The sequence below is a fragment of the Delftia sp. genome (assembly GCF_059499305.1).
On sequence record NZ_JCABYI010000001.1, the window covers coordinates 111,302 to 138,133 of the forward strand.

General features: G+C 67.8%; 28 protein-coding genes. 18 read left to right on the forward strand and 10 right to left on the reverse strand.

The window, feature by feature from the left end; translation table 11 throughout:
* Window positions 1-163 precede the first annotated feature (163 nt).
* From AC5I49_RS00555 to AC5I49_RS00580, 6 genes are all read left to right on the forward strand, one after another.
* Window positions 164-922 carry a sulfite exporter TauE/SafE family protein gene (locus AC5I49_RS00555; RefSeq protein ID WP_016448541.1) on the forward strand — a complete coding sequence of 253 codons (759 nt, stop codon included), beginning with the start codon at window positions 164-166 and terminating at the stop codon, window positions 920-922.
* Between the two features lie 254 nt (window positions 923-1,176).
* A complete protein-coding gene (locus AC5I49_RS00560; RefSeq protein WP_017404916.1) occupies window positions 1,177-1,947 on the forward strand; it encodes an ABC transporter substrate-binding protein in 771 nt (256 codons plus the stop codon).
* A 65-nt stretch (window positions 1,948-2,012) separates the two neighbouring features.
* Entirely contained in the window at window positions 2,013-2,795 is a 783-nt protein-coding gene (locus AC5I49_RS00565) for an amino acid ABC transporter permease (RefSeq protein ID WP_016448543.1), read from the forward strand.
* Window positions 2,792-3,550 carry an amino acid ABC transporter ATP-binding protein gene (locus tag AC5I49_RS00570; RefSeq protein WP_016448544.1) on the forward strand — a complete coding sequence of 253 codons (759 nt, stop codon included), beginning with the start codon at window positions 2,792-2,794 and terminating at the stop codon, window positions 3,548-3,550. Before AC5I49_RS00565 ends, AC5I49_RS00570 begins: the two co-directional genes overlap by 4 nt.
* Before the next feature lie 111 nt (window positions 3,551-3,661).
* On the forward strand, window positions 3,662-3,910 hold the full coding sequence (locus AC5I49_RS00575; RefSeq protein WP_016453586.1) for a FitA-like ribbon-helix-helix domain-containing protein: 249 nt from the start codon (window positions 3,662-3,664) through the stop codon (window positions 3,908-3,910).
* The gene (locus AC5I49_RS00580; RefSeq protein ID WP_043791093.1) at window positions 3,907-4,326 is read left to right on the forward strand and encodes a type II toxin-antitoxin system VapC family toxin; all 420 of its coding nucleotides are present in this window, start codon (window positions 3,907-3,909) and stop codon (window positions 4,324-4,326) included. Before AC5I49_RS00575 ends, AC5I49_RS00580 begins: the two co-directional genes overlap by 4 nt.
* Window positions 4,327-4,375: 49 nt before the next feature.
* On the opposite strand, the gene mrdA is transcribed toward AC5I49_RS00580, so the two are convergent.
* From mrdA to AC5I49_RS00600, 4 genes are all read right to left on the reverse strand, one after another.
* Entirely contained in the window at window positions 4,376-6,421 is a 2,046-nt protein-coding gene (mrdA, locus tag AC5I49_RS00585; RefSeq protein ID WP_047326955.1) for a penicillin-binding protein 2, read from the reverse strand.
* A 13-nt stretch (window positions 6,422-6,434) separates the two neighbouring features.
* The gene (mreD, locus tag AC5I49_RS00590) at window positions 6,435-6,953 is read right to left on the reverse strand and encodes a rod shape-determining protein MreD (RefSeq protein WP_016448548.1); all 519 of its coding nucleotides are present in this window, start codon (window positions 6,951-6,953) and stop codon (window positions 6,435-6,437) included.
* Complete coding sequence (mreC, locus tag AC5I49_RS00595; RefSeq protein ID WP_495788687.1) at window positions 6,950-8,023, reverse strand: rod shape-determining protein MreC; 1,074 nt, start codon at window positions 8,021-8,023, stop codon at window positions 6,950-6,952. The genes mreD and mreC overlap by 4 nt, the downstream gene beginning before the upstream one ends.
* Window positions 8,024-8,206: 183 nt before the next feature.
* On the reverse strand, window positions 8,207-9,250 hold the full coding sequence (locus AC5I49_RS00600; RefSeq protein WP_012202293.1) for a rod shape-determining protein: 1,044 nt from the start codon (window positions 9,248-9,250) through the stop codon (window positions 8,207-8,209).
* Between the two features lie 212 nt (window positions 9,251-9,462).
* Between AC5I49_RS00600 and gatC the strand changes: the two genes are divergently transcribed.
* From gatC to AC5I49_RS00625, 5 genes are all read left to right on the forward strand, one after another.
* Complete coding sequence (gatC, locus tag AC5I49_RS00605) at window positions 9,463-9,762, forward strand: Asp-tRNA(Asn)/Glu-tRNA(Gln) amidotransferase subunit GatC (RefSeq protein WP_016448550.1); 300 nt, start codon at window positions 9,463-9,465, stop codon at window positions 9,760-9,762.
* 66 nt (window positions 9,763-9,828) lie between these two features.
* Complete coding sequence (gene gatA, locus AC5I49_RS00610) at window positions 9,829-11,325, forward strand: Asp-tRNA(Asn)/Glu-tRNA(Gln) amidotransferase subunit GatA (RefSeq protein ID WP_495788688.1); 1,497 nt, start codon at window positions 9,829-9,831, stop codon at window positions 11,323-11,325.
* 6 nt (window positions 11,326-11,331) lie between these two features.
* Window positions 11,332-12,777, forward strand: coding sequence for an Asp-tRNA(Asn)/Glu-tRNA(Gln) amidotransferase subunit GatB (gatB, locus tag AC5I49_RS00615; RefSeq protein WP_017404913.1), 1,446 nt, complete (start codon window positions 11,332-11,334; stop codon window positions 12,775-12,777).
* Window positions 12,778-12,925: 148 nt separating this feature from the next.
* Entirely contained in the window at window positions 12,926-14,149 is a 1,224-nt protein-coding gene (locus AC5I49_RS00620; RefSeq protein ID WP_016448553.1) for a serine hydrolase domain-containing protein, read from the forward strand.
* A 131-nt stretch (window positions 14,150-14,280) separates the two neighbouring features.
* Window positions 14,281-15,447 (forward strand): HPP family protein, encoded by a 1,167-nt coding sequence (locus AC5I49_RS00625; RefSeq protein ID WP_495788689.1) that lies wholly within the window; start codon window positions 14,281-14,283, stop codon window positions 15,445-15,447.
* 64 nt (window positions 15,448-15,511) lie between these two features.
* Here AC5I49_RS00625 and serA read toward each other — a convergent pair whose 3' ends face one another.
* The gene (gene serA / locus AC5I49_RS00630) at window positions 15,512-16,741 is read right to left on the reverse strand and encodes a phosphoglycerate dehydrogenase (RefSeq protein ID WP_012202286.1); all 1,230 of its coding nucleotides are present in this window, start codon (window positions 16,739-16,741) and stop codon (window positions 15,512-15,514) included.
* Window positions 16,742-17,099: 358 nt separating this feature from the next.
* Here serA and AC5I49_RS00635 point away from each other — a divergent pair, with 358 nt between their 5' ends.
* The 4 genes from AC5I49_RS00635 (at window position 17,100) to AC5I49_RS00650 (ending at window position 19,479) form a co-directional block, all read left to right on the forward strand.
* On the forward strand, window positions 17,100-18,077 hold the full coding sequence (locus AC5I49_RS00635) for a hypothetical protein (protein WP_374006558.1): 978 nt from the start codon (window positions 17,100-17,102) through the stop codon (window positions 18,075-18,077).
* A gap of 49 nt (window positions 18,078-18,126) precedes the next feature.
* Window positions 18,127-18,690, forward strand: coding sequence for a nitroreductase family protein (locus tag AC5I49_RS00640; RefSeq protein ID WP_043791108.1), 564 nt, complete (start codon window positions 18,127-18,129; stop codon window positions 18,688-18,690).
* Between the two features lie 122 nt (window positions 18,691-18,812).
* Window positions 18,813-19,049, forward strand: a complete 237-nt coding sequence (locus tag AC5I49_RS00645; RefSeq protein ID WP_016448557.1) for a hypothetical protein — start codon at window positions 18,813-18,815, stop codon at window positions 19,047-19,049.
* 76 nt (window positions 19,050-19,125) lie between these two features.
* The gene (locus AC5I49_RS00650; RefSeq protein ID WP_016448558.1) at window positions 19,126-19,479 is read left to right on the forward strand and encodes a hypothetical protein; all 354 of its coding nucleotides are present in this window, start codon (window positions 19,126-19,128) and stop codon (window positions 19,477-19,479) included.
* A gap of 30 nt (window positions 19,480-19,509) precedes the next feature.
* On the opposite strand, the gene AC5I49_RS00655 is transcribed toward AC5I49_RS00650, so the two are convergent.
* The 3 genes from AC5I49_RS00655 to pyrE all read right to left on the reverse strand — a co-directional run bounded on the left by AC5I49_RS00655 (window position 19,510) and on the right by pyrE (window position 23,652).
* On the reverse strand, window positions 19,510-22,119 hold the full coding sequence (locus AC5I49_RS00655; protein ID WP_495788690.1) for a membrane-bound PQQ-dependent dehydrogenase, glucose/quinate/shikimate family: 2,610 nt from the start codon (window positions 22,117-22,119) through the stop codon (window positions 19,510-19,512).
* 170 nt (window positions 22,120-22,289) lie between these two features.
* Complete coding sequence (locus AC5I49_RS00660) at window positions 22,290-22,904, reverse strand: hypothetical protein (protein WP_016453597.1); 615 nt, start codon at window positions 22,902-22,904, stop codon at window positions 22,290-22,292.
* Between the two features lie 46 nt (window positions 22,905-22,950).
* Window positions 22,951-23,652, reverse strand: a complete 702-nt coding sequence (gene pyrE, locus AC5I49_RS00665) for an orotate phosphoribosyltransferase (RefSeq protein WP_338499465.1) — start codon at window positions 23,650-23,652, stop codon at window positions 22,951-22,953.
* Between the two features lie 10 nt (window positions 23,653-23,662).
* On the opposite strand from pyrE, the gene AC5I49_RS00670 reads away from it, so the two are divergent.
* The 3 genes from AC5I49_RS00670 (at window position 23,663) to AC5I49_RS00680 (ending at window position 24,995) form a co-directional block, all read left to right on the forward strand.
* Complete coding sequence (locus tag AC5I49_RS00670; protein ID WP_034365711.1) at window positions 23,663-24,466, forward strand: exodeoxyribonuclease III; 804 nt, start codon at window positions 23,663-23,665, stop codon at window positions 24,464-24,466.
* A 92-nt stretch (window positions 24,467-24,558) separates the two neighbouring features.
* Window positions 24,559-24,834 (forward strand): type II toxin-antitoxin system CcdA family antitoxin, encoded by a 276-nt coding sequence (locus tag AC5I49_RS00675; protein WP_016448563.1) that lies wholly within the window; start codon window positions 24,559-24,561, stop codon window positions 24,832-24,834.
* Window positions 24,831-24,995, forward strand: coding sequence for a CcdB family protein (locus AC5I49_RS00680; RefSeq protein ID WP_016453600.1), 165 nt, complete (start codon window positions 24,831-24,833; stop codon window positions 24,993-24,995). The genes AC5I49_RS00675 and AC5I49_RS00680 overlap by 4 nt, the downstream gene beginning before the upstream one ends.
* Window positions 24,996-25,065: 70 nt before the next feature.
* Here the strand turns inward: AC5I49_RS00680 and AC5I49_RS00685 are convergent, their stop codons facing one another.
* Together AC5I49_RS00685 and AC5I49_RS00690 are read right to left on the reverse strand one after the other, a co-directional pair.
* The gene (locus AC5I49_RS00685; RefSeq protein ID WP_495788691.1) at window positions 25,066-26,490 is read right to left on the reverse strand and encodes an NAD(P)(+) transhydrogenase (Re/Si-specific) subunit beta; all 1,425 of its coding nucleotides are present in this window, start codon (window positions 26,488-26,490) and stop codon (window positions 25,066-25,068) included.
* Window positions 26,487-26,831, reverse strand: a complete 345-nt coding sequence (locus AC5I49_RS00690) for an NAD(P) transhydrogenase subunit alpha part 2 (RefSeq protein ID WP_016453601.1) — start codon at window positions 26,829-26,831, stop codon at window positions 26,487-26,489. Before AC5I49_RS00690 ends, AC5I49_RS00685 begins: the two co-directional genes overlap by 4 nt.
* Between the last annotated feature and the right edge of the window lies 1 nt (window position 26,832).

The following is a 26,832-nucleotide window of genomic DNA, read 5'->3' on the forward strand; positions in this document are numbered from 1 at the left end:
TGCTGCACAAGAGGGGCCGAGGAGACAACTCGTACACAACCAGATCAACATTCATAAATAGCATCCCAAGATGCATTTCCCAGAGCGCCGGCAAGTCCGGCGCTTTTTTTATGCCTGCGGCCAGCCTGATGCGGCACCGTGGCGGTGCGACAATCGCCGCCCTATGGAATGGATCATCGTCTCGCTGGCCTCGATGCTGGCCGGCTTCGTGGACGCCATCGTGGGCGGCGGAGGCCTCATCCTGCTGCCCGCGCTGTTCGCCACCTTCCCCACCGCACCACCGGCCACCCTGCTGGGCACCAACAAGAGCGCCTCCGTCTGGGGCACGGCCATGTCCACCTGGCAGTACGGCCGCAAGGTGCAATTGCCCTGGCGCGCGATGATGCCGGCCGCCTGCGTGGGCATGGCGGGCTCCTTTGCGGGGGCCTGGGCCGTCACGCAGATCTCCCCCGACTTCCTGCGCCAGCTGCTGCCGCTGGTGCTGCTGGGCGTGCTGGTCTATACGCTGGCGCGCAAGGACATGGGCCGCAACCACACGCCGCGCTATTCGGGCCGCGCCGAGACGCTGATCGCCTGCGCCATCGGCCTGGCCATCGGCTTCTACGACGGGTTCTTCGGCCCCGGCACGGGCAGCTTCTTCGTGTTCCTGTTCGTGCGGCTGATGGGCTATGACTTCCTGAACGCCTCGGCCTCGGCCAAGCTGCTGAACATGGCCACCAACCTGGCGGCGCTGGCGCTGTTCACGCTCAAGGGCCATATCTGGTGGCACCTGGCCGTCCCCATGGCGGTGGCCAACGTGCTGGGCGCCATGCTGGGCACGCACATGGCCCTGCGCCATGGAACGGGCTTCGTGCGGGGCATCTTCATCGGCGTGGTGAGCCTGCTGATCCTCAAGACCGGCTACGACGCCTTCATCGCCTGAGCACGCAGGCCAGCGGCATCCGCAACACCTGCCATCGGCATCGGCGACGGCAACCTTCTATAATTGCCGACTTTTCGCCTTGAGCTGCGGCGGCAGGTGCATGTCGCACCCCTGCCAGCGGCTGCACCCGACCCGCCGCGCAGCCACGCAATCGGCCCCGCCGTCCATGGCCATGCACCGATCCGTGCGTTGGCGCTTTCCCCATCTTGCGGCGCCGGGGTCAGGTCCTGAGCGACAGCCCTCCTGGAGCTTCCATGAAACGCATTACCGTCATCGCCGCCGCCGCGCTGGCCCTGTGGACCGCCGCAGGCGTTCAGGCCCGCCCCTTCGACGCCATCCAGAAGGAAGGCACGTTGCGCCTGGCCACCGAAGGCTATTACGCGCCCTTTGCCCATTTCGAGGGCAAGCAGCTGACCGGGTTCGAGGTCGAGCTGGCACAGATGCTGGCCGGCAAGATGGGCGTGAAGTACGAGTGGAAGACCATCAGCTTCGACGCCCTGCTGACCGGCCTGCAGCAGGACCGCTGGGATCTGGTGATTTCCTCGCACGGCATCACGCCCGAGCGCGAGAAGGCCGTGACCTTCACCCAGCCCCACTACTGCTCGGGCGGCATCGTGATGTCGCTGGACCCGGCCATCCGTTCGGCCAAGGACCTGGCGGGCAAGACGGTGTCGGTGCAGACCGGCTCCACCTATCTGCAGTACATGGAGAAGAACGTGACCGGCATCAAGCGCCTGGTCAACTTCCCCACGAACGAGGCCGCGCGCAATGCGCTGCTGTCCAAGCGGGTGGACGCCTGGGTGACCGAGCGCTTCATTGCCAAGGAACTGCAGCAGAAGAACCCCAATGCCCAGCTCAAGCAGGGCGAGATGCTGCTGGTCGAGCGCATCGCCGCCGCCGTGGCCAAGGACAACAAGTCGCTGGCCGACGCCTGGAACAAGGCCTTCAAGGACGCCCTGGCCGACGGCAGCTACGCCAAGCTGTCGCAGAAATATTTCCACGAAGACATCCGCTGCCCTGACTGAGGCCCCGGGCAGATCTGCCCGACCGGCGCCCACTTGCAGGGCGCCTTTTTGTTTCTAGCCCACCTATGCTTACCGTCCTCTGGCCCGCCCACTGGAGCCGCTCGCAGCGCAGCAACGCCACCCTGGTCACGGCCCTGCTGCTGATGGTGCTCGTGGTTTCGCTGCTGGGGCAGTTGCTGTCCCTGCTGCCCGAGCCCATAGGCTCCAATGCCGACACCTTCGCCGATGGCGCGCGCACCACGCTGTACCTGACGCTGGCCAGCGGCGCCGCCGGCCTGGTGCTGGGCATCGCCGCCGCGCTGGCGCGCACCTCACGCACGGCCGCCCTGCGCTGGGCTGCAGGCTTTTACGTCTGGGCGATCCGCGGCACGCCGCTGCTGGTGCAGATCCTGTTCATCTACTTCGCGCTGCCGGTGCTGATCCCGGGCCTGAACCTGCCCGACTTCGCCGCCGCCTGCATTGCGCTGGCGCTGAACGTGGGCGCCTACAACGCCGAAGCCGTGCGTGCCGGCCTGCAGGCCGTGCCGCGCGGCCAGGCCGAGGCCGCACGCGCGCTGGGCCTGCCGCGCAGCCGCGTCTTCATGGACGTGGTGTTCCCGCAGGCCTTCAAGATCTCGCTGCCGCCGCTGGTGAGCAACTTCGTGGCCCTGCTCAAGGATTCGTCGCTGGCGTACGCCATCGGCGTGGTGGAGCTGACCAATGTGGGCAACCGCATCCAGTCGGCCACCTTCCAGCCCGTGGAGACCCTGGTCACCGTGGGCGTGACCTACCTGGTGCTGACCACGCTGGTGACCCAGGTCACGGCTGCCGTGGAGTACCGCTTCGACGTGGAGGGCCGTCACAAATGAGCGCCGACAAGCTGGCACGGGGCATGCCCTACATCGTGGCCGACAAGGTCACCAAGTCCTTTGGAAGCCACCAGGTGCTCAAGGGCGTTTCCACGCAGTTCTGCACGGGCGAGGTGACGGTGATCATCGGCGCCTCGGGCTCGGGCAAGTCCACGCTGCTGCGCGCCATCAACCGGCTGGAGCCGCATGATGGCGGGCGCATCACCATCGACGGCGTCGAAGTCACCGACAACGAAGCCACGCTGCAAAAGCAGCGCTGCGAAGTGGGCATGGTGTTCCAGCAGTTCAACCTGTTCGGCCACATGACGGTGCTGGACAACGTGACCCTGGCGCCGCGCCGCATTCACAAAACGCCGCGCGCCCAGGCCAATGCCAAGGCCATGGCCCTGCTGGAGCGCGTGGGCATGCAGGCCCACGCCCACAAGTACCCGTGGCAGCTGTCGGGCGGCCAGCAGCAGCGCGTGGCCATTGCACGCGCCCTGGCCATGGAGCCGCAGGTGATGCTGTTCGACGAGCCCACCAGCGCGCTGGACCCGGAGATGGTCCAGGAGGTGCTGGACGTGATGCGCGAGCTGGCACGCGGCGGCATGACCATGATCGTGGTCACCCACGAAATGGGCTTCGCCCGCGAGGTCGCCGACCGCGTGATGTTCTTCGACCAGGGCTGCATCGCCCACGAGGCGCCACCGGCCGAATTCTTCGGCAACCCGGCCAGCGAGCGGATCGCGGCGTTCATCGGGCGCATGGGGCATTGAGGCCGAAGCCCTGATTCGTCGCCTTGCGTGCCCTCATGCGCAGGGGGCATGCCGTTGTCGCCTTGCGTGTCCATGACTACCATGCGTCATTGACCCGAAAGGAGCCTGGCCATGACTACCATGACGATCCACGATCTGGATGAAGACCTGCAGGCCCGGCTGCGTCTGCAGGCGGACCTGCACGGCCACTCCATGGAAGAAGAGGCCCGCAACATCTTGCGCGCGGCACTCGCAGCCAATGCGGCGGAGGGGCATTCACTGTTCGACTCCATCCGGGCCCGGGTCGAGCCCCTGGGCGGCGTTGAACTGGTGCTTGCGCAGCGCGAGCCCATTCGCAATCCGCTGGGTGCCAGCCGGTGATCATTCTCGACACCAACGTCCTGTCCGAGGCTCTGCGCCCCGATCCCGACAGGCGCGCCATGGAATGGCTGGCCAGCCAGCCCCGCTCCAGTTTGCTCACCACAGCCATCACGCGCGGCGAATTGCTGTACGGCGTCCTGCTGTTGCCGCAGGGACAGCGCAAGCATGGGTTGCTGGCTGCAGTGCAGGCCATCTTGGACATCGATATGGCAGGCCGCGTCCTGGAGTTCGACAACGGTGCCGCTGACGCTTATGCGCAGATCGCTGCGGCCCGAAGGCAGTCCGGCAGACCCATCAGCCAGTTCGACGCCATGATTGCGGCCATCGCCCGCTCAAGGGGAGCCAGCCTTGCCACCCGCAATGTGCGGGACTTTGCGGACTGCGGGGTCACGGTCATCGATCCCTGGCAGCGCTGAATCTGCCGCGCAGGGCTCAGACCCGCTTGCAGCGGCACACAAGCGTGCCTCAATCCTCCAGCTCGGCAGCCGAAGGCGGCGACAGCACCGCCGGGCGGCCTGCGGGCACGGGGACCGGCGCCTCGGGCGGCTCATAGCGCGGCAGGCCGGGCAGGTTCACGGTTTCCGCATCCAGCGTGATTTCGGAGACGCGGCGCGGGGTGCCTATGGGCACGCCGGCCTGGCCCTTGCGCATGGCGGCCATGTCTTCCACGCTGGGGTAACGGCCCAGCAGCCAGTAGTCGAACACGCGGCGCGCCAGCGGTGCGGCGGCAGCGGCACCGAAGCCGGCGTTCTCCACGATGGCAGCGACGGCAATGGTGGGGTTGTCGGCCGGCGCGTAGGCGATGTACAGCGAGTGGTCGCGCTGGAACTCGGACAGGCGTGCCGCGTTGTACTTCTCGTTCTGGCGCACGCCCACGGCCTGGGCCGTGCCGGTCTTGCCGGTGGAGGTGTAGGGCGCGTTGCCGAAGATGCCGCGCGAGGTGCCCTCCACCGTCACGGCGGCCACGGCGGCGCGCACGGCCTCCACGTTCTCGGGCTTGTAGCCCATGCTGGTGCCTGGATCCTTGTTGATGGCCGAGAACTGCTGCGTGACGGCATCGACACGGCCCACGGCCAGGTGGGGGCGGTGCTTGACGCCCTTGGCCGCCAGCGTGGACATGGCATTGGCCAGCTGCAGGATGGTGAAGTTGTTGTAGCCCTGGCCGATGCCCAGCGAGATGGTCTCGCCCGCGTACCACTTCTTCTGCTCGGGCCGCTTGTAGGTGTTGCGCTTCCACTCGGTGCTGGGCAGCACGCCGCGCGCCTCGCCGCGCACATCGATGCCGGTGAGCTGGCCGAAGCCCAGCGGCTTCATGTAGTCGTGGATCATGTCCACGCCCATGTCGTTGGCCAGCATGTAGTAGTACACGTTGGACGACTTGATGATGGAGCGGCGCAGGTTGGTCGGCCCGTTGGGGTGGCCCGAGCGGAAGGTGTGGCCGCCGAAGGTCCAGCTGCCGTTGTCCATGATGGTGGTGTCGGGGCGGCGCTTGCCCGACTCCAGCGCGGCAATCGCCATGAAGGGCTTGTAGGTGGAGCCCGGCGGATAGGTGCCCCGCAGCGCGCGGTTGAGCAGCGGGCGGTTGATGGATTCGTTGAGCGTGGTCCAGCTCTCCTGGTCGATGCCATCGACGAAGAGGTTCAGGTCGAAGGTGGGACGGCTGACCATGGCCAGCACTTCGCCGCTGCGCGGATCGATGGCCACCAGGGCGCCGCGGCGGTCGCCGTACAGCTCCTCCACCATGCGCTGCAGCTTGATGTCCAGCGACAGCACCAGGCTGTCGCCGGGCGTGGCAGGGCGGCTGCCGAGCTTGCGCACGGCATGTCCGCCGGCCGAGGTTTCCATTTCCTCCCAGCCGGTCTGGCCGTGGAGGTCGGTTTCGTAGCTCTGCTCCACGCCCAGCTTGCCGATGACGTCGGTGCCACGGTAGTTGGCGGCGTCGTCGGAGTCTTCCAGCGCCTCTTTCTCGCGCTGGTTGATGCGGCCTATGTAGCCGATGACATGGCTGGCCGTGTCCTGCATGGGATAGGTGCGGAACAGCCGCGCCTTGATGTCCACGCCCGGGAAGCGGTAGCGCTGCGCGGCAAAGCGCGCGACCTCGTCATCGGTCAGGCGCGTGCGGATGGGCAGGGAGTCGAAGCTGCGGGAGTCGTCCACCAGGCGCTTGAACTTGCGCCGGTCGCGCGGCGTGATCTCGACGATCTCGGCCAGGCTGTCGATGGTCTCTTCAAGGTTGCCCGCGCGCGAGGGCATGATCTCCAGCGTGTAGGCCGAGTAGTTGGTGGCCAGCACCACGCCGTTGCGGTCCAGGATCTGGCCCCGGTTGGGCACGATGGGCACCACGGCCGTGCGGTTGCTTTCGGCGCGCTCGGACAGCTCCTCATGGCGCTGCACCTGCAGCACCAGCAAGCGCGCCACCACCAGCCCGAAGGCCAGCAGCACCACCACGCTCATCACCCATGCGCGCAACCTGAATCGCTGCAGCTCGGCTTCTGTATTGCGGATTTCCATCACGCGTCAAGCCTCACAGGGGACGGTTCTCGTCACTGTCCGGCGGGCGGCGCTGAGGCGCCAGCAGCAGGCCGCTGACCAGGGGCCACAGCAGGGCCTCGATCAAAGGCGCGACGACCACCAGCGGGCCGGGCATGATGCCACCGGCCACCATGCGCAGCAGCACCTGCAGGCCGTGCACCACGGCAAACAGCGGCAGCAGGTGCAGCGCCTGCACAGGCGTGGAGAACCACGACAGGCGCCGGCCCATGGCGCCGGCCGCGAACACCAGCAGCGCATAGGCCAGCGCATGCTGGCCCAGCAGGGAGGAGCGGTCCACATCCATGCACAGGCCCAGCAGGAAGGCCACGCCCATGCCCACGCGCTGGGGCTGGTTCAATGCCCAGAAGGCCAGCAGCACCATGAGCAGGTCGGGTTGCCAGGCCTGGCGTCCCAGCGGCAGCATGTTGAGTGCCAGCGCCGCCAGCAGGCTGACGACGATGAACAGGGGATTGACCGGCAGCAGCAGCTGCTGGCCGCGCGGCATGATCATGCGGGCTCCTTCCTGGCGGAGGCGGGTACGGCGGGAGCAGCGGGTGCTGCAGGCGTGGCCGGCGCATCTGTCTTGCCGGCCTTGCCACCGTCCTTGGAGGCTTCCTTGCCCTTGCCATCCTTGGGCTTGTCTTTTTCCTTGCCCTTGTCTTTTTCCTTGCCCTTGCCGGCGCGCAGGGGTTCGGCAGCGCCTTCCGCCTCGGGATGCGTGGCGCGGTCCAGCGGCTTGAGCACCACCACGTGGCGCACGCCCTGCACGCGGCCCACGGGTTCGCAGTAGATGCGGGAGAAGGCCGAGTCCGCGCGGCGCTCCACCGATACCACCTTGGCCACGGGCAGGCCCGGCGGGTACAGGCCGTCGACGCCGCTGGTGGTCAGCAGGTCGCCTTCCTGCACATCGGCATTGCTGGGCATGAAGCGCAGCTCGATGCCGCCGGTGCGCAGCGGCGACGGGTCGCCATAGGCCACGCTGCGTGCACCGGTGCGCGGGTTGAAGACGGGAATGGCCTGGTCGCGGTCGATGAGCAGGGTGACCTCGGAACGCAGCGGATACACGCGCGTGACCTGGCCGACCACGCCCTTTTCATCGAGCACGGGCGAGCCCTGGGCGATGCCGTCCACCTGGCCGCGGTCGATGACCACACGGCGGGTATAGAGGTCGGGGCTGTCGTAGACCACTTCGGCCGCCGTGCCGGGCGTGGTCAGGCGGTCGCGCAGCTGCAGCAGCTCGCGCAGATGGTCGTTTTCCTGGATCAGTTCGTCGGCCAGCGAGGCACGCTGGGCCATGGCCACCAGTTCCTTGCGCGCGCCCTGCTCCCGGGCCTGGGCCTCGTCCAGCGAGCCCAGGTAGCGGCTGGCGTCGTGCACGGCCTCCACCGGCTTGAGCATCACCCACTGCACGGGGTACAGCACGGTGGACACGGCCACGCGCACGGGGTCGGTGATCCTGAAACGCGCGTCGGCCACCATCAGAAACAGCGCCAATGCGCTGTAGATGGCCAGTTGGGAGACGCGCGAGGGCCGCCGCTTGAACAGCGAGGGCGCCGAGTGGTCCAGGGTGTTGGGATTCATGCGCCCCTCCCGCGCGGCAGGGCCTGCCCTGCCGCACTTGCTGCGGCCTGGAAAGCACGGGCCGGGCCCGGTGCGAAGGAAGGCAGGGCAAGCATGCAGGTCACCACGGAAGGGAGAAGAAAAACGTTGCAGTCGGTCGGCTGCCGCCCGGGCCCGCGACAACGGGCCCCGGCCTGCGCCGCGTCAGTCGCTGGTGAAGATGCTGCCCTGGCGGTCCATGGTCTCCAGCGCCATGCCGCAGCCGCGCACCACACAGGTCAGCGGTTCCTCGGCCACGAGCACGGGCAGGCCCGTCTCTTCGGCCAGCAGGCGGTCCAGGTCGCGCAGCAGCGCGCCGCCGCCGGTCAGCATCATGCCGCGCTCGGCAATGTCGGCGCCCAGCTCGGGCGGGGTCTGCTCCAGCGCGTTCTTGACGGCGCTGACGATCTGGTTGAGCGGGTCGGTCAGGGCTTCGAGCACCTCGTTGGACGAGATGGTGAAGCTGCGCGGCACGCCTTCGGAGAGGTTGCGGCCCTTGACTTCCATCTCCTTGACTTCGGAGCCGGGGAAGGCCGAGCCGATGTTCTTCTTGATGGATTCGGCCGTGGGCTCGCCGATCAGCATGCCGTAGTTGCGGCGGATGTAGCTGATGATGGCTTCGTCGAACTTGTCGCCGCCCACGCGCACGGAGCCCTTGTAGACCATGCCGCCCAGCGAGATCACGCCGACTTCGGTGGTACCGCCACCGATGTCCACCACCATGGAGCCCGAGGCCTCGGACACCGGCAGGCCGGCACCGATGCCGGCGGCCATGGGTTCCTCGATCAGGTAGACGGAGGTGGCGCCTGCCGCCTCGGCCGCGTCCTTGATGGCGCGGCGCTCGACCTGGGTGGAGCCGCAGGGCACGCAGATGATGATGCGCGGGCTGGGCGTGAGCACCGAGCGCGGATGCACCATCTTGATGAACTGCTTGATCATCTGCTCGGTGATGACGAAGTCGGCAATCACGCCGTCCTTCATCGGGCGGATGGCCTCGATGTTGCCGGGCACCTTGCCCAGCATGGCCTTGGCTTCACGGCCCACCGCCTGGATCACCTTCTTGCCATGCGGGCCGCCTTCGTGGCGGATGGCGACAACGGAGGGTTCGTCCAGAACAATGCCCTTGTCGCGGGCGAAAATCAGGGTGTTGGCTGTGCCAAGATCAATGGCAAGGTCGGTGGAGAAATACCGACGGAAAGCTCCGAACATTACGAGAGTCCTCTCAGGCACGGCATGCTCGTCGGCCTGCCATCGCCGGGATGAAAGTTAGGGAGTCTGGATGGGGTTGGCTTTTCGCACAATGACCAGCTCGGAGAGGGTCTTGCGGCAAAGCCGAGATAATACCGTATCCCCTGTGAATAACTTGTACTGCCGGGGCTTGAAATGCGGGTTTACATCCCGTTGCCCCCTTCAAAATTCCTATGGCACTGAACGCACAAGACATCGCACGCATCGCGAACCTCGCACGGCTCGAGCTCTCTTCCGCAGAGAGTGAGCGCATGCTAGGCCAGCTCAATGATTTTTTCGGCATCGTGGAGAAGATGCAGGCTGTGGATACTTCGGGCGTCAGCCCGCTGTCACATCCGGTCGCCGCCATCCAGGACATTGCCCTGCGCCTGCGCGAGGACATTGCCAGCGAGCCCGACCAGCGCGACGCCAATCAGCGCAGCGCCCCGGCCGTCGAGCGCGGCCTGTTCCTGGTCCCCAAGGTGATCGAGTGAGCGCCGGGCGTCGCTCGCCCTGCTTCCTGTCCCCTGGCATCCGTCCCCGTTTTCCGCATCCCATACATGACCCAGCAAACCACTGATCTGCACACGCTCGGCGTGTCGGCCCTGTCGGCCCTGCTGCGCGAGCGCAAGCTCGGCGCCGTCGAAGCCGCCCAGCATTTCCTGGCCCGCGCCCAGGCGCACCAGAACCTGGGCGCCTTCGTCAGCATCGACGAAGAGGCCACCCTGGCCCAGGCCCGCGCTGCCGACGCCCTGATTGCCCAAGGCAAGGGCGGCCGCCTGGCTGGCGTGCCCATTGCGCACAAGGACATCTTCGTCACGCGCGACTTCCCGACCACGGCCTCCAGCAAGATGCTGGCCGGCTACCGCTCGCCCTTCGACGCCACCGTGGTCACCCGCCTGGCCGAGGCCGGCGCCGTGACGCTGGGCAAGCTCAACTGCGACGAATTCGCCATGGGCTCGGCCAACGAGAACTCGGCCGTCGCGCCCGTGGGCTTCGACGCACCCGCGCCCGTGCGCAATCCCTGGAACCTGGACCGCGTGCCCGGCGGCTCCTCGGGCGGCTCGGCCGTGGCCGTGGCCGCCGGCCTGGCGCCCGCCGTCACCGGCACCGACACGGGCGGCTCCATCCGCCAGCCCGCATCGTTTTGCGGCATCACGGGCATCAAGCCCACCTATGGCCGCGCCAGCCGCTACGGCATGATCGCCTTCGCCTCCAGCCTGGACCAGGCCGGTCCCATGGGCAAGAGCGCCGAGGACTGCGCCCTGCTGCTGTCCGAGATGTGCGGCCCCGACCTGGACCGCGACTCCACCAGCCTGGACGTGCCCGCCGAGGACTTCACGGCCCGCCTGAACGACGGCATCGAAGGCCTGCGCATCGGCATCCCCGCCGAGTTCTTCGGCGAAGGCCTGTCGGCCGACGTGCGCGCCGCCGTGGATGGCGCGCTCAAGGAATACGAGAAGCTGGGCGCCCGCCTGGTGCCGATCTCGCTGCCGCGCACCGAGCTGTCGATTCCCGTGTACTACATCCTGGCCCCGGCCGAGGCATCGTCCAACCTCTCGCGCTTCGACGGCGTGAAGTTCGGCCACCGTGCCAAGGACTACACGGACCTGGTGGACATGTACAAGAAGACCCGCGCCGAAGGCTTCGGCGACGAGGTCAAGCGCCGCATCATGATCGGCGCCTACGTGCTGTCCGAGGGCTACTACGACGCCTACTACCTGCAGGCGCAGAAGATCCGCCGCATGATCGCCGACGACTTCCAGGCCGCCTTCCAGCAGTGCGACGTGATCGCCGGCCCCGCCGCGCCCACCGTGGCCTGGCAGCTGGGCGGAAAGAGCGACCCGCTGGCCAACTACCTGGCCGATATCTTCACGCTGCCCGCATCGCTGGCCGGCCTGCCCGGCATGAGCGTGCCCGCAGGCTTTGGCGAGGCCGGCATGCCCGTGGGCCTGCAGCTGATCGGCAACTACTTCAAGGAAGGCCAGTTGCTCAACGCCGCCCACCTCTTCCAGCAGGCCACCGATTTCCACCTTCAAGCTCCGAAGGGCATCTGAGACCCCATGACCGCGAAACTCATCCAGGGCTATGAAGTCGTCATCGGCTTCGAGACCCACGCCCAGCTGGCCACCCAGTCCAAGATCTTCAGCCGCGCAAGCACCGCCTTTGGCGCCGAGCCCAACACCCAGGCCTGCGCCGTGGACATGGCGCTGCCCGGCACGCTGCCGGTGATGAACAAAAAGGCCGTCGAGTGCGCCATCCGCCTCGGCCTGGCGCTGGGCTCGCACATTGCGCCGCGCAGCATCTTCGCGCGCAAGAACTACTTCTATCCCGACCTGCCCAAGGGCTACCAGATCTCGCAGTTCGAGATTCCCGTGGTCCAGGGCGGCGAGGTGTCCTTCTTCCTCGGCGACGAGAAGAAGACCATCCGCCTGGTGCGCGCCCACCTGGAGGAAGATGCCGGCAAGTCGCTGCACGAGGACTTCATCGGCCAGTCGGGCATCGATCTGAACCGCGCCGGCACGCCGCTGCTGGAGATCGTGACCGAGCCCGACATCCGCAGCACGGAAGAAGCCGTGGCCTACGCCAAGACGCTGCACCAGATCGTGACCTGGATCGGCATCTGCGACGGCAACATGCAGGAAGGGAGCTTCCGCTGCGACGCCAACGTCTCCGTGCGCAAGCCCGGCCAGCCGCTGGGCACGCGCCGCGAGATCAAGAACCTCAACAGCTTCAAGAACATGCAGCTGGCCATCGACTACGAGATCCGCTGGCAGATCGAGGAAATCGAGGACGGCCGCCGCATCCAGCAGGCCACCGTGCTGTTCGACCCCGACACGGGCGAGACGCGCTCCATGCGCACCAAGGAAGACGCGGCCGACTACCGCTACTTCCCCGACCCCGACCTGCCGCCGCTGGTGGTCGCGCCCGAGTGGGTGGAACAGGTCAGGGCCGACATGCCCGAGCTGCCGCGCGCCATGGCCGCGCGCTTTGTCGAGCAATATGGCCTGCCCGAGTACGACGCCACCACGCTGACGCAAAGCCAGGCCATGGCCGCCTACTTCGAGGACACGGCCCGGGCCTGCAATGCGCCCAAGCTGGCCAGCAACTGGATCATGGGCGAGATCTCGCGCCGCCTGAACACCGAGGAAATCGGCATGGAGGCCGCCAAGGTCTCCAGCGCCCAGCTGGCCGCGCTGATCCAGCGCATCGGCGACGGCACCATCTCCAACAACGCCGCCAAGCAGGTGTTCGAGGCGCTGTGGACAGGTGAGGGCCAGGACGTGGACGCCATCATCGAGGCCAAGGGCCTCAAGCAGATGAACGACACGGGCGCGCTGGAGAAGATCATCGACGAGGTGATCGCCGCCAATCCGGCCAACGTGGAGCAGTACCGCGCAGGCAAGGACAAGGCCTTCAACGCCCTGGTCGGCCAGGTCATGAAGGCTTCCAAGGGCAAGGCCAACCCGGCGCAGGTCAACGAGCTGCTCAAGGCCAAGCTGGCCTGACCACACGCCCGGTCCACCCGGTCCACCAGGCCCGCCCACCGTGGCGGGCTTTTTTTCGTGTGCACGCTCCGCGCCGGCTGTCCCGCACCGAACAGCGCCTGCGCCTGCATGTCTCCAGAATCCCTGCCATCGCACCTGAGGAGACAGCATGACTGCCAGCACCGACCGCCTGCACATCCCCGGCCTGCCCTGGGCCGACTCCCCTGAAGCCGTAGGCCTGGGCGGCGCGCGCCTGGCGCGCCTGTCGGCCCGGCTGCAGCGCGGCGTGGACACCGGCGAGATCCCGGGCGCCGTGGCCCTGGTGGCGCGGCGCGGCAAGCTGGCCTATCTGGAGAGCTTCGGCCTGCTGGACCCCGAGGCCGGCACGGCCATGCGGCCCGATGCCATCTTCCGCATCGCCTCCATGAGCAAGCCCATCACCTCGCTGGCCATCATGATGCTGGCCGAGCAGGGTCGGCTGTCCATCATCGAGCCCGTGGAGCAGTACCTGCCCGAGCTGGCCGCGCTGCGCGTGGGCCTGGAGCGCGCGCCGCTGGCACGCTCCATCACGCTGCAGGACCTGCTGCGCCACACCTCCGGCATTCCCTATGGATTCGCCGGCACCGAGCACCCCGTCAAGAAGATGTACCTGGATGCGGGCCTGTTCAGCGGCAAGTTCACCAATGCGCAGTTCATCACCAGGCTCGCGCAGCTGCCGCTGGTGGCCCAGCCCGGCGAGACCTGGGAATACGGCATGTCCACCGATGTGCTGGGCCGCGTGGTCGAGGTGGTCAGCGGCCAGACGCTGGCCGCCTTCGTGCGCGAGCACATCACCGGGCCGCTGGGCATGGCCGACACGGGCTTTCATGCGCCCGACAGCGAGATCGCACGCGCCGCGCGGCCCCAGCCCGAAGGGCCGCAGAAACAGATGCCGCCCATCCCCCCGGTCACGCGTGCCATGATGTTCGAGTCGGGCGGCGGTGGCATGGTCTCGACCATGGCCGACTACGCGCGGCTGTGCCTGTTCTGGCGCAACGGCGGCACGCTGGACGGCGTGCGCCTGGTCTCGCGCAAGACCGTGGAGCTGATGACCTCCAACCACCTGCCCGCCAGCGTGCGCATGGGGCCGGACATGGCGTATTTCGGCGCCCAGCTGCCCTCGCCCGAGGTGGGCCAGGGCTTCGGCCTGGGCTTTGCGGTGCGCACGGCGCCGGGCCTCAACCCGCTGCCGGGCAGCGTGGGCGACTTTTCATGGAGCGGCATCTACGGCACCTTCTTCTGGGTGGATCCGAAGGAGGACCTGTTCGCCATCCTCATGATGCAGTCCATGGCCCAGCGCATTCCCTACCGCTGGGTGATGCGCGAGGGCGTGTACCAGTCCGTGGTGGACTGAATCTTCCAGGTTTGCACCAAGGCAGTGCAAAGCCCATGTTGCCAGCAAGAGCGGCGTCCCTTCCTAAAATGACGCGCTTTTGCAGCCCTGCCCCGGGGCCGCGCAGGCAAAGACAACAAGACAACAAGGCCATGGGCTGGAACAGAAAAGCATGGGGGCCGGTGGTGCCGCGCCCCGCGCCTGCGGACATGTGGCGCGTGGCCATGGGCTCCATCGTGGGCATGGGAATGGCCACGGCCCTGGTCTGGCTGGCGCATGCGGGCACCTGGGATCTTCCCCTGCGCCTGTTCGCGCCGCTGGGTGCCACGGCCGTGCTGCTGTTCGCCGTGCCCACCAGCCCGCTGGCCCAGCCCTGGTCCTGCGTGGTGGGCAATACGGTGTCGGCGCTCTGGGCCCTGTTCGTGCTGCAGTGGAGCCCTCCCCAGCTGGCCCCTGCGCTGGCCGTGGGTGGCGCCATAGGCTGCATGCTGCTGACGCGCTCGCTGCATCCGCCGGGTGGCGCCATGGCCCTGCTGACGGTGCTCAATGCCAAGGCCTCGCTGGCCGCCGGCTGGATGCTGCCCTTCGTGCCCGTGGGCGCGCTGACGCTGGCGCTGGTCCTGGCGGCCACGGCGATCCACCGCGCCACGGGCCGGCGCTATCCCCACCATGCCGACACGGCGCCCAAGGCCTCGCCCGCCGATTCGGCCCATCGCCATGCCTCGCGCCTGGGCCTGTCCCATGCCGATCTGGAGGCGCTGCTGCTGCGCTTCGGCCAGGAAAACAACCTGGAAGCCGACGACCTGGCCGAGCTGCTGGCCGCCGCCGAGGAAACCGCCATCGAGCACCGCCTGGGCGGCGTGCGCTGCGCCCAGCTGATGACGCGCGATCCCGTGAGCTGCTCCTTGGACGACGACGTGCACGCCGTGGCCGCACGCTTTCGCGCACACCCGGCCAAGAGCCTGCCGGTGCTGGACGCCGATGGCGGCCTGGCCGGCACGGTCTCCCGTGCCGAGCTGTACGAGTGGCTGTGGATGAGCCCCGTGCGCCCGGCCGAATCTGCGGCAAAGCCTTCTTTGTTGAACTGGCTGGGCCAGCGCCTGCCCGGCAAGAGCCGGGCCGTGCCCCGCCTGTCGGAGCTGCCCCAGCTGGTTCATGCGCCTGAACTCAGCGTGGACGAGGACACGCCCGTGGGCCAGTTGCTGGACGCCCTGGCCCGGCACAGCGTGCCCTGCATTCCCGTGATGCGCGAAGGCCGGCTGACCGGCCTGATCACGCGCACGGACCTGATGCGGCTGCTGCTGCAGCCGGGCAGATAGGGCGAGCCGGCAATGCGCCAGTTTCAGGAAGTGCGCCCAAGCGCAGCATCCTGAAACCTGGCCATCAGAACAGCACGCGGCAGCGGATGGTGCCGGGAACCTGGGTCAGTTTCTCGACCGCCAGGCCCGAGGACTGGGCCGCCAGGTCGATCACCACATAGCCCACCTTCTCGTCGGTGCGCAGGTACTGGCCGGCAATGTTGATGCCGTTCTCGGCAAACACCTGGTTGATGGCCGACAGCACGCCGGGCTGGTTGTGGTGCACGTGCAGGATGCGGTTCTGGCCGGGGTGGGCGGGCAGGGCCACTTCGGGGAAGTTCACCGCCGAGGTGGTGGTGCCGTTGTCGCTGTACTTGACCAGCTTCTCGGCCACTTCCAGGCCGATGTTGGCCTGGGCCTCCATGGTGGAGCCGCCCACGTGCGGTGTCAGGATGACGTTGTCCAGGCCGCGCAGGGGCGAGACGAATTCATCCTTGTTGCTGCGCGGCTCGGTGGGGAACACGTCGATGGCGGCGCCCAGCAGCTTGCCGGCCTTCAGGGCCTCGGCCAGCGGCTCGATTTCCACCACGGTGCCGCGCGAGGCATTGATCAGGATGGCGCCGGGCTTCATGGCCGCGATTTCCTTGGCGCCGATCATCCACTGGGTGGAGGGCAGCTCGGGCACGTGCAGGGTGACGATGTCGCTGCCGGCCAGCAGATCGGCCAGCGATGCGGCCTGGCGCGCATTGCCCAGCGGCAGCTTGGTGGACACGTCATGGAACAGCACCTGCATGCCCACCGACTCGGCCATCACCGACAGCTGGGTGCCGATGGAGCCGTAGCCCACGATGCCCAGCGTCTTGCCGCGGATTTCGTAGGAATTCTCGGCGCTCTTGAGCCAGCCGCCGCGGTGGGCGGAGGCGTTCTTGGCGGGCACGCCGCGCAGCAGCAGAATGGCTTCGGCCAGCACCAGCTCGGCCACCGAGCGCGTGTTGGAGTAAGGCGCGTTGAAGACCACCACGCCACGCTCGCGCGCCGCGTCCAGGTCCACCTGGTTGGTGCCGATGCAAAAGCAGCCCACGGCCACGAGCTTTTGCGCGGCGGCAAACACGTCGGCCGTCAGCTGCGTGCGCGAACGGATGCCGACGAAGTGCACGTCGGCGATCTTGCGCTTGAGCTCCTCGCCTTCCAGCGCGCCCGTCACGGTCTCCACATTGGTGTAGCCCGCATTGCGCAGCACTTCGAGTGCGGAAGGATGGATGCCTTCGAGCAGCAGGAACTTGATCTTCGATTTATCCAGCGACGTTTTGGTCATGGGCGAGCCCTCTCTAGTCAGTCAGAAATCAAAGCGAGCATTACAGCGGATTCGGGAAGCCGCTACAGCCGGTAGGCCCAAAGCCAGCGCGCCCGCAAGCGGGAGAACCATGCGCCCTGCGGCCATGAATATCCCGCCATCCGGCAGACACCCATTGCAGGACGGCGCATGCCACGGGAGCACATGCACACTTCGAGATTGGCGCGAAATGTAAAACATTGAGAACCGGTGCGCCCGTGCGCGGCAGCCTTCCTAGAATTCGCGCGTCTGCGTCCGGTGCTTTCAAATCAATAGCAAAGGAACAGGCCTGCAGGCGGGCCGGACGCGCCCTTGTTTTACGAACCAACCGAGGAATCCGATGATTACAAACATGCTGCGCAGGATCGAGGACCTGCTGGTGCAGGTGGTGCGCGTGGTGCTGCTGGTGTTCTCCCTGCTCGTGCTGGTGGGCATGGCACTGTGGACCTGGGAGAGCTTCAGGCCCGGCAAGGCCGAGGCGCCCCAGGCCGTGGCCCAGGAATTGAACTGGAAGGATGCCAGGCCCGACCTGCAGTTCGTCGTGGACGAAACCAGCCGCGACCTGGGCGCGGGCGGCAGCGAACCCGCCATGGAAAAGCGCCTGGCCGATCCGGCGCTGCGCCCCGCCTTCCAGAAGGCCGACGCCCTGGTGCGCGCCTTCGTGAACAAAGATCCTGCGCGGCGCGAGCGCACCGAGCGGGACCACCAGGCCCGGGGCCTGGCACCGCTGCACCCGCTGCTGCAAGGCGACGCCCTGCCGACCGAGGCCGATGTGCAGCGCCGCATCCAGGAGCGCGGCCATCGCGAAGGCGATGCCGGGGCCGTGGATGCGGCGGCCGATGCAGCGGCTGCCGATGCAGCGGCTGCCGCAGCCGCCTCCGCCGACGAGGAAGACAGCTGGATGGTCGATCCCGTGGATACCGCCGCCGCCATCCACGAGCGTGCCCAGGCCGCCGAGCTGGAACACGGCAAGGGCGCCTATGCGGCCTATGTGCAGGGCTTGCCCGCCGCGCTGGAGCAGGTCTTCGGCAATGCCGCGCTGGAGCCGCGGCTGCAGGCGCAGACGGCCCAGCAGATCCTGTCCACGGTGCTGCTGAACTACACGCTGTCCCTGGACAATGCGGCGCGCGCGCTGCGCGGCGAGGACAGCCACGGCAGCAGCTCCTGGAAGGAACGCTTCGGCGCCGTGGAGACGGCCTTCTGGAGCATGCTGATGTCATTCCTCGTGCTGGTGGTGATGGTGCTGGTCTTCATCCGCATGGAGCGCCACCTGCGCGTGATCAGCCAACAGCATGGCCAGGCACCGCGCCAGCCCTGAGGCCTTGCGCTATCGTTGCCGCTTTCCTTTCTGCTTGCCGCCTTTCCGCATGACACGCAACACCACCACCCCCATCCATCCGCAGTTCCTGGGCCGCATGTCGCCGCGCGCCTTCAGGCCCGAGGCACTGAGCCAGGCACAGGTCGAGCAGCTGGCCGACGCCGCGCGCTGGGCGCCTTCGGCCAGCAACAAGCAGCCCTGGCACTTTGCCTATGCGCTGCGCGGCGATGCGAACTGGCAGGCCTTCAGCACCATCCCCAACGAGTTCAACCGCCGCTGGTGCCTGGAGGCGGGCGCGCTGATCGTGCTGATGTCCGACCGCCAGGCCTCGCCCGGCAAGCACAGCTTCGACGCGGGCTGCGCCTGGGGCTACCTGGCGCTGGAGGCCCACGCCATGGGCCTGGCCACGCACGCCATGGGCGGCTTCTCGGCCGAGGCCGCACGCGAGGTGCTGCGCCTGCCCGAGCACCTGGAGCCCGAGGTGGTGATCGCCGTGGGCTGGCGCGGCGATGCAGCCGCCCTGCCCGACGATCTGCGCGAGCGCGAGGTGCCCACGCCGCGCAAGCCGCTGGCCGAAGTGCTGAGCGCCGGCCCCGTGGCCACGGGCGGCTGACGGCGGGTTCCAAGTCCTACGCCGCTTTGCGGGGATGCCCCGGATGGCCGCTCCAGGCCCCGGGGCTACACTGGCCCACAGGCCTGCGGCGCAGCAGGCGTCCATGACCCCAAGGAGTTGCCATGACACCATCCTCCAGCCCCAACCTCGACAAGCTGCGCAACATCGTCCAGAAGTTCGGCGCCAGCTCCTTCACCACGGACCAGGTGGCCAGCGAATACGACGACGCCCCGGCCACGGCGGAAAGCATCGAGCAGTTCGACGCCCTGCTGCAGCGCCATGCAGCCGTGCTGGGCATCCATTCCGTCCCCGGCAGCGGCGGCCAGGGCCACGGCGCCACCGTCTGGCAACCGGCCTGAGCACCGAAACCACGCAGGGCACTGCGCCGCTACACTCGCTGCGGCCGGCACTTTGCCGGCGCGCAGTTTCCTTTTGATGTCCTCACTCTCCCCCCATACCTGGCTGCAGCTGTCCGTGGCAGCCAGTGCCTTGCTGGTGCTCGCCTCCATCGGCTGGGTCTGGCACGGCACGCGCGCCCTGCCTGCGGATTCGCGCGATGGCCGCAGCGCCCGGCGCATGGCGGCCCTGTTCGCCCTGGGCGCACTGGCCTGGCTGGCCTACGGCCTGTACACGGGCTATGCCGCGCTGTGGAAGGCAGACGCGCTGATGCTGTTCGCCCAGCAAGGCGCGCTGCTGCGCCTGCCGCTGCTGATCGGCGGACTGGCCTGGGTGGCCGCGCTGCTGGTCACGCGCGTGCTGCGCATGCTGGGCCGGGCCGGATCGGCATGAGCCGGCGCAGACCCCCACGGCGCTGAGCGCTCAGGGCGCCGCCACCTCCTTGGGCAGCACATAGGCACGCACGCTGTCGCCAGCCTTGGTGCCGGTCGAACCATGACCACCCGCCACCACCACCAGGTACTGGCGCTGGTCCGTGCCCAGGTAGGTCATGGGCGTGGCCTGGCCGCCAGCAGGCAGGCGGTCCTGCCAGAGCTGGCGGCCGCTGTCCACGTCATAGGCGCGCACATAGTTGTCCAGTGCCCCCGAGTAGAAGGCCACGCCGCCAGCGGTCACCACCGGGCCGCCAATGCCGGGCACGCCCATGCGAAACCCCAGCGGCAGCGGGCTCAGGTCGCGCGGCGTGCCGTTGCGGCGCTGCCAGACGATCTGGCCCGTGCGCAGGTCGGCACCCGCCACAAAGCCCCAGGGCGGCGCCTGGCAGGGAATGCCCAGCGGCGAGACAAAGGGCTTGAGCCGCACCGCAAACGGTGCGCCGAAGTTTTCGTTGAGCGCGGGCAGGCCGTCCTTGGGCGGGCCGCCATCCTGCACCAGCAGCGAGGTATCGTCCGCGCGCGGCACCAGGGTGGAGACGAAGGCCAGCCGCGTGGGCGTGGCAAACACCACCTGCCGGCGCGGATCCACGGCCACGCCGCCCCAGTTGAAGACGCCGAAGTTGCCCGGATAGATCAGCGAGCCCTGCTCCGACGGCGGCGTGAAGCGCCCCTCGTAGCGCAGCCGGTGGAAGGCCAGCCGGCACCACAGCTGCTCGAAGGGCGTGGCACCCCACATGTCGCGTTCGGTCAGGGCCGGGGGATTGAAGCTCAGCTGCGAATGCGGCTGCGTGGGCGCCGTGCGGTCGCCGCGTGCCGCGCCCTGCGGCGCAGCCACCTCGGTAACGGGCAGCAGCGGCTGGCCCGTGCGCCGGTCCAGCACGAACAGCTCGCCCTGCTTGGTGGGCTGCACCAGGGCGGGCACGCTGTGGCCGCCGATCTCCAGGTCGATCAGGCTGGGCTGCGAGGGCACGTCATAGTCCCAGAGATCGTGGTGCACGGTCTGGAACACCCAGCGCACGGCGCCCGTGGCGATGTCCAGCGCCACCACGGAGGACGAATACTGCTCGGCCTCGGCGCTGCGCCGGCCGCCCCATTGGTCGGGCGGCGCATTGCCCATGGGCACGAAGACGAGGCCCAGCGTCTCGTCCACGCTGGAGATGGACCAGCTGTTGGGCGAGCTGGGCACATAGGTCTGCCCTTCGGGCAGCGGCGTGCTGGTCGCTGGCCGGCCCGGGTCCCAGGCCCACAGCAGCGCGCCCGAGCGGATGTCGAAGGCGCGGATCACGCCCGAGGGCTCGCGCGTGGAATGGTTGTCCAACACCGTGCCGCCCACGATGATGCGGTCGCGCGCCACCACCACCGGCGAGGTCGAGTAGTACGAGCCCGGCTTGCGCTCGGGCATGCCCTGCCAGAGGTCGATCTGGCCCTGGCCGCCCGCCACGTTGCCGCAGGTCTGGCCGTCGGCGGGATTGAGGGCGACCACCTTGCCGTCGGCCGTGGCCATGAACAGCTTGGCGGTACAGCGGCCATCATCGGAGGAAGGGGCCGGGGAGACCGAGGAAGCCGGATCAGCCTGTACCGCCTGTGCCGCCTGTGCGCCGGCCTTCCTTGCAGCCGGCGCCACCGCCGAATGCGTCTGCCCTGCCGCCGCATCGAACTGCGCGGCCGCCTGCGCCGACTGGTAGGACAGGCCCCGGCAGGTCAGGTGCTGCAGCGCCAGCCCCTTGGGCATGGGCAGGTCGCGCCGCCACAGCTGCTTGCCCGTGGTGGCATCGAGCGCAATCACCGACTGGTGGGGCGTGCACAGGAACAGGCGCTCGCCGATCTTCAGCGGCGTGACCTCGAACGTGGTTTCTTCGGGATCGCCGGGCTTGCCGCGCACATCGCCCGTGCGGAACTCCCAGGCCAATTGCAGCAGCCGCACGTTGTGCGGGCCGATCTGGCGCAGCGGCGAATAGCGCTGGCCCGCTCCGGTGCGGCCGTAGGCATGCCATTCGCCATCGGGCACGGCATCGGTGGCATCGCCCTGCAGCACCGGCGGGCTGCGCAGGCCGCCGGCATCGGAGGCCACCATGGACATGTTCTGCACGGCCGTGACCTGGCCGTCGGCCGGCAGGTCCGACGCGGCGGCGGCCGCGCCCGCAAACTGGCCCTGGGTTTCATGGGCATCGCGCTGACGGCCGAAGGACAGGCCGGCAAGAATGGCCGTGCCCAGCACCACCAGCGCCAGCGCCGCATGGGCCGGGGCCAGGCCCCGGTTCTGGCCCATGTCGGGCTCATGGCGCAGCGCACGCACCGACCAGGGCAGCACCAGCAGCAGGCCCATCAACCAGGGCACCCCCAGGCGCCCCGCCAGCGGCCACCAGTCCAGCCCTATCTCCCAGACCGCCCACAGCGCGGTGCCCAGCAGCCACAGCGCAAACAGCCACAGCGCCATGGCCGAACGGCGCGCCACGCCCCACCCCACCAGCAGCAGCAGCAGGCCGGCGATCACGTAGTAGCCGCTGCCGCCGGCCAGCAGGAGCTGGGCGCCGCCCCAGGACAGCCAGGCCCCGGCTGCCCACAGCAGCAAGGCCATCAACCAACGCCACACCGTCATGCTGCCTCCCTTGATGTCAGCCCGCAGACTCGATGCGCAAAGCCTAGCCCTGCATGCGGGCGCCGCATGCAGGACGAATTCGACTCAGCAAGCGTGCAACGAGAAGGAGGAAGGAAAGGAGGGGCAGGAAGGAGAAAGAACGCGGCGGCGGGCGCGGCGTTGGGCCTGCCTCAGCGGCGCGCGCTCGCAGCCCACAGCTGGCGCAGCTGCTGCAGCTCGGCATCGAAGCGCTCCTGGATGCGGCGCTTTTCCTGGTCCTGCTGCTGGACGAAGCGCTGCTGCTCCTCCTGCGAGGCCGTGTTCTCGTCGAGCTGGCGGCGCAGCGATGCCGGCGCCTTGGCGGGGTCTTTCCTGTAGAACTCCATCTCGGCATTCAGGGCCGTGCGCCGCGTCTGCAGTTCCTGCTGGCGCTGGCGCGCCACGGAGATGACCTGATCGACCTGGGAGATGGCCTCGGCACGCTCGGCATCGTGGGCGGCCTGGTTGGGGTAGCGCGTGATCAACGCCTTGTCGCGCGAGCGCTCCTCGCGCATGCGGCGCTGCTCTGCCTGGTCGCGGCGGCGCTGGGCGTCCAGCTCGGCGCGTTCGTTGTCGGTCAGCGTGGGGCCCACGCGGCGCAGCTCCACGCCGGAGTTGCCCAGCACGCGCTGGTCGCGGTCCACGCATTCGGCAATCGGGCGGTCGGCCGTCAGGCGGCGGCCACGGGCGTCGGTGCATGAATAGATGCCCGGCCCCAGGGGCACATCCTGGGCGAGCACGGCGCAGCCCAGCGTGGCCAAGCCCATGGCACACAGCAAGGATCGTGCATGCATCGCCCGCTTCATCAACCGCTCACCCCTTGTCGTTGACTCCATAACGCTGGCGGTAGGCCAGCACGCGCTCATGGTGGCCGCTGCCTGCGCTGCCACCTTGAATCTCAAGATAAAGCAATAAGTCTGCCAGTTTTGCAATAGTGCAGACCTGCATGCCCAGCTGGTTGCGCACGTACTGCACGGCGCTGTGGGGCACGTCCTGGCCATTTTCCGTGGCCATTTCCTGGCGGTCCAGCGCGATGGCCACGGCATGCGGCGTGGCACCGGCGGCGCGGATGATGGCGATGGACTCGCGCGCGGCCGTGCCCGCGCTCATCACGTCGTCCACGATCAGCACGCGGCCCTTGAGGGGCGCGCCCACCAGGGTGCCGCCCTCGCCGTGGTCCTTGGCTTCCTTGCGGTTGTACGCAAAGGGCTTGTTGATGCCCACGCGGGCCAGCTCCACCGCCACGGTGGCCGCCAGCGGGATGCCCTTGTAGGCCGGGCCGAAGATCATGTCGAACTCGATGCCGCTGGCCGCAATGGCTTTTGCATAGAATTCGGCGAGACGGCCCATCTTGCCGCCGTCATCGAACAGGCCGGCATTGAAGAAGTACGGGCTCATGCGCCCGGCCTTGGTCTTGAACTCGCCGAAACGCAGCACCCCTGCGTCAACGGCGAATTGCACAAATTCCTGCGCCAGAAGGCCTGCGTCATCGGCCTGCAGATTACTCACCACCATGGATTCATCCTTGTTCAAATTGACCAGCCTCAACCTCAACGGCATCCGCTCGGCCTCGACCAAGGGCGTCGAAGCCTGGATCGAGGCCACTGCGCCGGATTGTATTTGCGTGCAGGAAATCAAGGCCCAGGCCGCCGACATGACCGGACGCTTCGAGCTGCTGGCCGGCCTGCGCGGCCACTTCCACTACGCCGAGAAAAAGGGCTACTCGGGCGTGGGCGTCTACAGCCGCCACGAGCCCAGCGACGTCGTGGTCGGCTTCGGCTCGCACGAATTCGACGCCGAGGGCCGCTACGTGGAGGCGCGCTTCGACACGCCATCGCGCAAGCTGTCCATCATCAGCGCCTACTTTCCCAGCGGCAGCTCCGGCGAACTGCGCCAGACGGCCAAGTTCCGCTTCCTGGCCGAAATGCACGCCCACCTGATGCGCATGAAGGGCGAACGCGAGTTCATCCTCTGCGGCGACATCAACATCGCCCACCAGCAGATCGACCTCAAGAACTGGCGCAGCAACCAGAAAAACAGCGGTTTCACGCCCGAAGAGCGCGAGTGGATGACAAAGTTGTTACACAAAACTGATCCCACGGGCGGCCTGGTGGACGTTTATCGCCTGCTCCAGCCCGACACCACCGACACCTGCTACACATGGTGGAGCAACCGCGGCCAGGCCTACGCCAACAACGTGGGATGGCGCCTGGACTACCACCTGGCCACCCCCGCTACCGCCGCGCTGGCCCGCACCGAGAACATCTACAAGGATGTGAAGTTCTCGGACCATGCGCCGGTGACCATCGGCTACGACATGAAGCTGTGAGACGTTCAAGCAGGGCCTTGGGTCGCGGCGGTTTGACTCGTCGCGCTCTCATACAGACACTGTGCGCATGATCTTTATCTGAGGGTTCCGAGATGAAATCCATTGCTGTCTCCAGCACCAAGCGGCCAATCCATCTCACGATCAATGCAGATCTGGTGACGCAGGCCAAGGCCTATACCGACAATCTCTCGGCCACCATGGAATCCCTGCTGGCCGAATACGTTGCCAGGCAGGAGGGCGCACAGCGTGAGCGCCAACGGCTTGCCGACGCCTGCGCCAGCGACTGGAACGCGGTCAACATCTCGGTGGGTTCGTTCGCAGACGAGCTCTGCTGCCGCGCGGCACTCCAACCGTGGGTGCGAGGATGAATCCCGTGTTTGTCATTGAAGGCGTGCCGGTCGTCCTGCATGCCCAGGACATGGTTTCAGTCGCCCTGGATCAATTGGGTGAAGTGGTGGCCTCACTGGAGCATGAAGGCCAAGCCATCGCCGATGCGCTGGACGAATTGCTGACCCGGTCCGGGGGCTGACCCAAGATCGTTTTCAAGGAGGCCAGGGCTTGGGCCCTGCCCTCCTCGGACTTCAGCCCGGGCGCACGCCTCACTCCAGCGCCTTGCCCATATCCTCCACCACCTTCTTGGCGTCGCCGAAGACCATCATGGTCTTGTCCATGTAGAACAGCTCGTTGTCCAGGCCCGCATAGCCGGCCGCCATGGAGCGCTTGTTGACGATCACCGTCTTGGCCTTGTAGGCCTCCAGGATGGGCATGCCGTAGATGGGGCTGCCCTTGACGTGCGCGGCGGGGTTCACCACGTCGTTGGCGCCCAGGATGATGGCCACGTCGGCCTGGCCGAACTCGCTGTTGATGTCCTCCATCTCGAAGACCTGGTCGTAGGGGACCTCGGCCTCGGCCAGCAGCACGTTCATGTGGCCGGGCATGCGGCCGGCCACCGGGTGGATGGCGTACTTCACCGTCACGCCCCGTTCGTTGAGCTTGTCGGCCAGCTCCTTGACCGCGTGCTGGGCACGCGCCACGGCCAGGCCGTAGCCGGGCACGATGACCACGGTCTCGGCATTGCCCAGGACGAAGGCCGCATCGTCGGCGCTGCCGCTTTTCACGTTGCGCTGCTGCTGGGAGCCTGCGGCCGCGCTGGTGGCCTCGCCGCCGAAGCCGCCCAGGATCACGCTGAAGAACGAGCGGTTCATGGCCTTGCACATGATGTAGCTCAGGATGGCGCCCGAGCTGCCCACCAGCGAACCCGCAATGATCAGCATGCTGTTGTTCAGCGAGAAGCCGATGCCCGCCGCCGCCCAGCCCGAGTAGCTGTTGAGCATGGACACGACCACCGGCATGTCCGCGCCGCCGATGGGAATGATCAGCAGCACGCCCAGCAGCAGTCCCAGGGCGATGACCAGCACGATGTCCATCCAGCTTTGGCTGTGCCAGAAGCCGAAGACGAAGAAGGCCGCAGCCAGCCCCAGCACGGCGTTGAGCGCATGCTGGCCCTTGAACTGCACGGGCGCGCCCTGGAACAGGCGGAACTTGTACTTGCCGCTGAGCTTGCCGAAGGCGATCACCGAGCCCGTGAAGGTCACGGCGCCGATGAAGGCGCCCAGCGCCAGCTCCACGCGGTTGCCGCCCGGGATGGCGCCGCCCTTGGCCGTGATGGCAAAGGCCCAGGGCTCGGCCACGGCGGCCACGGCGATGAACACCGCCGCCAGGCCGATCATGCTGTGCATGAAGGCCACCAGCTCGGGCATCTTGGTCATCTCCACGCGCTGGGCCATGACCGCACCGGCCGTGCCGCCGACCAGCAGGCCCAGCAGCACCCAGCCCAGCCCCAATGCATTGCCGCCGGCCAGCTGCACGATGAGCGCCGCCGTGGTCAGCACGGCGATCACCATGCCGGCCATGCCGAACAGGTTGCCCCGTATGGACGTGGTGGGATGCGACAGCCCCTTGAGCGCCTGGATGAAGCAGACGCTGGCCACCAGGTAGAGCAACGTGACGAGGTTCATGCTCATGGCTGGCCCTCCGCCTTGGCATCCTTGCCGTCCTTGGCCGGAGCGCTCTTGCGCTCTTTCTTGCGGAACATCTCCAGCATGCGCCGCGTGACCAGGAAGCCGCCGAACACGTTGACCGCGGCCAGCGCCACGGCCAGCACGCCCATGGTCTTGCCCAGGCCCGTTTCCGTGAGCGCCGCCGCCAGCATGGCGCCGACGATGACGATGGCCGAGATGGCATTGGTCACCGCCATCAGCGGCGTGTGCAGCGCGGGGGTGACGGTCCACACCACGTGGTAGCCCACGTAGATGGCCAGCACGAAGATGATGAGATGGATGATGGTGGGGGATACGGCTTCCATG

What these genes read in the sequence shown, in the direction of transcription:
- AC5I49_RS00600 (WP_012202293.1), bottom strand. Translation starts at nt 9,250, where the DNA reads ATGTTCGGAGCTTTCCGTCGGTATTTCTCCACCGACCTTGCCATTGAT.
- AC5I49_RS00575 (WP_016453586.1), top strand. Translation starts at nt 3,662, where the DNA reads ATGACTACCATGACGATCCACGATCTGGATGAAGACCTGCAGGCCCGG.
- pyrE (WP_338499465.1), bottom strand. Translation starts at nt 23,652, where the DNA reads ATGGTGGTGAGTAATCTGCAGGCCGATGACGCAGGCCTTCTGGCGCAG.
- AC5I49_RS00685 (WP_495788691.1), bottom strand. Translation starts at nt 26,490, where the DNA reads ATGAGCATGAACCTCGTCACGTTGCTCTACCTGGTGGCCAGCGTCTGC.
- AC5I49_RS00690 (WP_016453601.1), bottom strand. Translation starts at nt 26,831, where the DNA reads ATGGAAGCCGTATCCCCCACCATCATCCATCTCATCATCTTCGTGCTG.
- AC5I49_RS00635 (WP_374006558.1), top strand. Translation starts at nt 17,100, where the DNA reads ATGATTACAAACATGCTGCGCAGGATCGAGGACCTGCTGGTGCAGGTG.
- AC5I49_RS00680 (WP_016453600.1), top strand. Translation starts at nt 24,831, where the DNA reads ATGAATCCCGTGTTTGTCATTGAAGGCGTGCCGGTCGTCCTGCATGCC.
- AC5I49_RS00655 (WP_495788690.1), bottom strand. Translation starts at nt 22,119, where the DNA reads ATGACGGTGTGGCGTTGGTTGATGGCCTTGCTGCTGTGGGCAGCCGGG.
- AC5I49_RS00650 (WP_016448558.1), top strand. Translation starts at nt 19,126, where the DNA reads ATGTCCTCACTCTCCCCCCATACCTGGCTGCAGCTGTCCGTGGCAGCC.
- AC5I49_RS00565 (WP_016448543.1), top strand. Translation starts at nt 2,013, where the DNA reads ATGCTTACCGTCCTCTGGCCCGCCCACTGGAGCCGCTCGCAGCGCAGC.
- AC5I49_RS00640 (WP_043791108.1), top strand. Translation starts at nt 18,127, where the DNA reads ATGACACGCAACACCACCACCCCCATCCATCCGCAGTTCCTGGGCCGC.
- AC5I49_RS00560 (WP_017404916.1), top strand. Translation starts at nt 1,177, where the DNA reads ATGAAACGCATTACCGTCATCGCCGCCGCCGCGCTGGCCCTGTGGACC.
- AC5I49_RS00645 (WP_016448557.1), top strand. Translation starts at nt 18,813, where the DNA reads ATGACACCATCCTCCAGCCCCAACCTCGACAAGCTGCGCAACATCGTC.
- gatA (WP_495788688.1), top strand. Translation starts at nt 9,829, where the DNA reads ATGACCCAGCAAACCACTGATCTGCACACGCTCGGCGTGTCGGCCCTG.
- gatB (WP_017404913.1), top strand. Translation starts at nt 11,332, where the DNA reads ATGACCGCGAAACTCATCCAGGGCTATGAAGTCGTCATCGGCTTCGAG.
- serA (WP_012202286.1), bottom strand. Translation starts at nt 16,741, where the DNA reads ATGACCAAAACGTCGCTGGATAAATCGAAGATCAAGTTCCTGCTGCTC.
- AC5I49_RS00675 (WP_016448563.1), top strand. Translation starts at nt 24,559, where the DNA reads ATGAAATCCATTGCTGTCTCCAGCACCAAGCGGCCAATCCATCTCACG.
- AC5I49_RS00570 (WP_016448544.1), top strand. Translation starts at nt 2,792, where the DNA reads ATGAGCGCCGACAAGCTGGCACGGGGCATGCCCTACATCGTGGCCGAC.
- AC5I49_RS00620 (WP_016448553.1), top strand. Translation starts at nt 12,926, where the DNA reads ATGACTGCCAGCACCGACCGCCTGCACATCCCCGGCCTGCCCTGGGCC.
- mrdA (WP_047326955.1), bottom strand. Translation starts at nt 6,421, where the DNA reads ATGGAAATCCGCAATACAGAAGCCGAGCTGCAGCGATTCAGGTTGCGC.
- AC5I49_RS00555 (WP_016448541.1), top strand. Translation starts at nt 164, where the DNA reads ATGGAATGGATCATCGTCTCGCTGGCCTCGATGCTGGCCGGCTTCGTG.
- mreC (WP_495788687.1), bottom strand. Translation starts at nt 8,023, where the DNA reads ATGAATCCCAACACCCTGGACCACTCGGCGCCCTCGCTGTTCAAGCGG.
- mreD (WP_016448548.1), bottom strand. Translation starts at nt 6,953, where the DNA reads ATGATCATGCCGCGCGGCCAGCAGCTGCTGCTGCCGGTCAATCCCCTG.
- AC5I49_RS00660 (WP_016453597.1), bottom strand. Translation starts at nt 22,904, where the DNA reads ATGGGCTTGGCCACGCTGGGCTGCGCCGTGCTCGCCCAGGATGTGCCC.
- AC5I49_RS00625 (WP_495788689.1), top strand. Translation starts at nt 14,281, where the DNA reads ATGGGCTGGAACAGAAAAGCATGGGGGCCGGTGGTGCCGCGCCCCGCG.
- gatC (WP_016448550.1), top strand. Translation starts at nt 9,463, where the DNA reads ATGGCACTGAACGCACAAGACATCGCACGCATCGCGAACCTCGCACGG.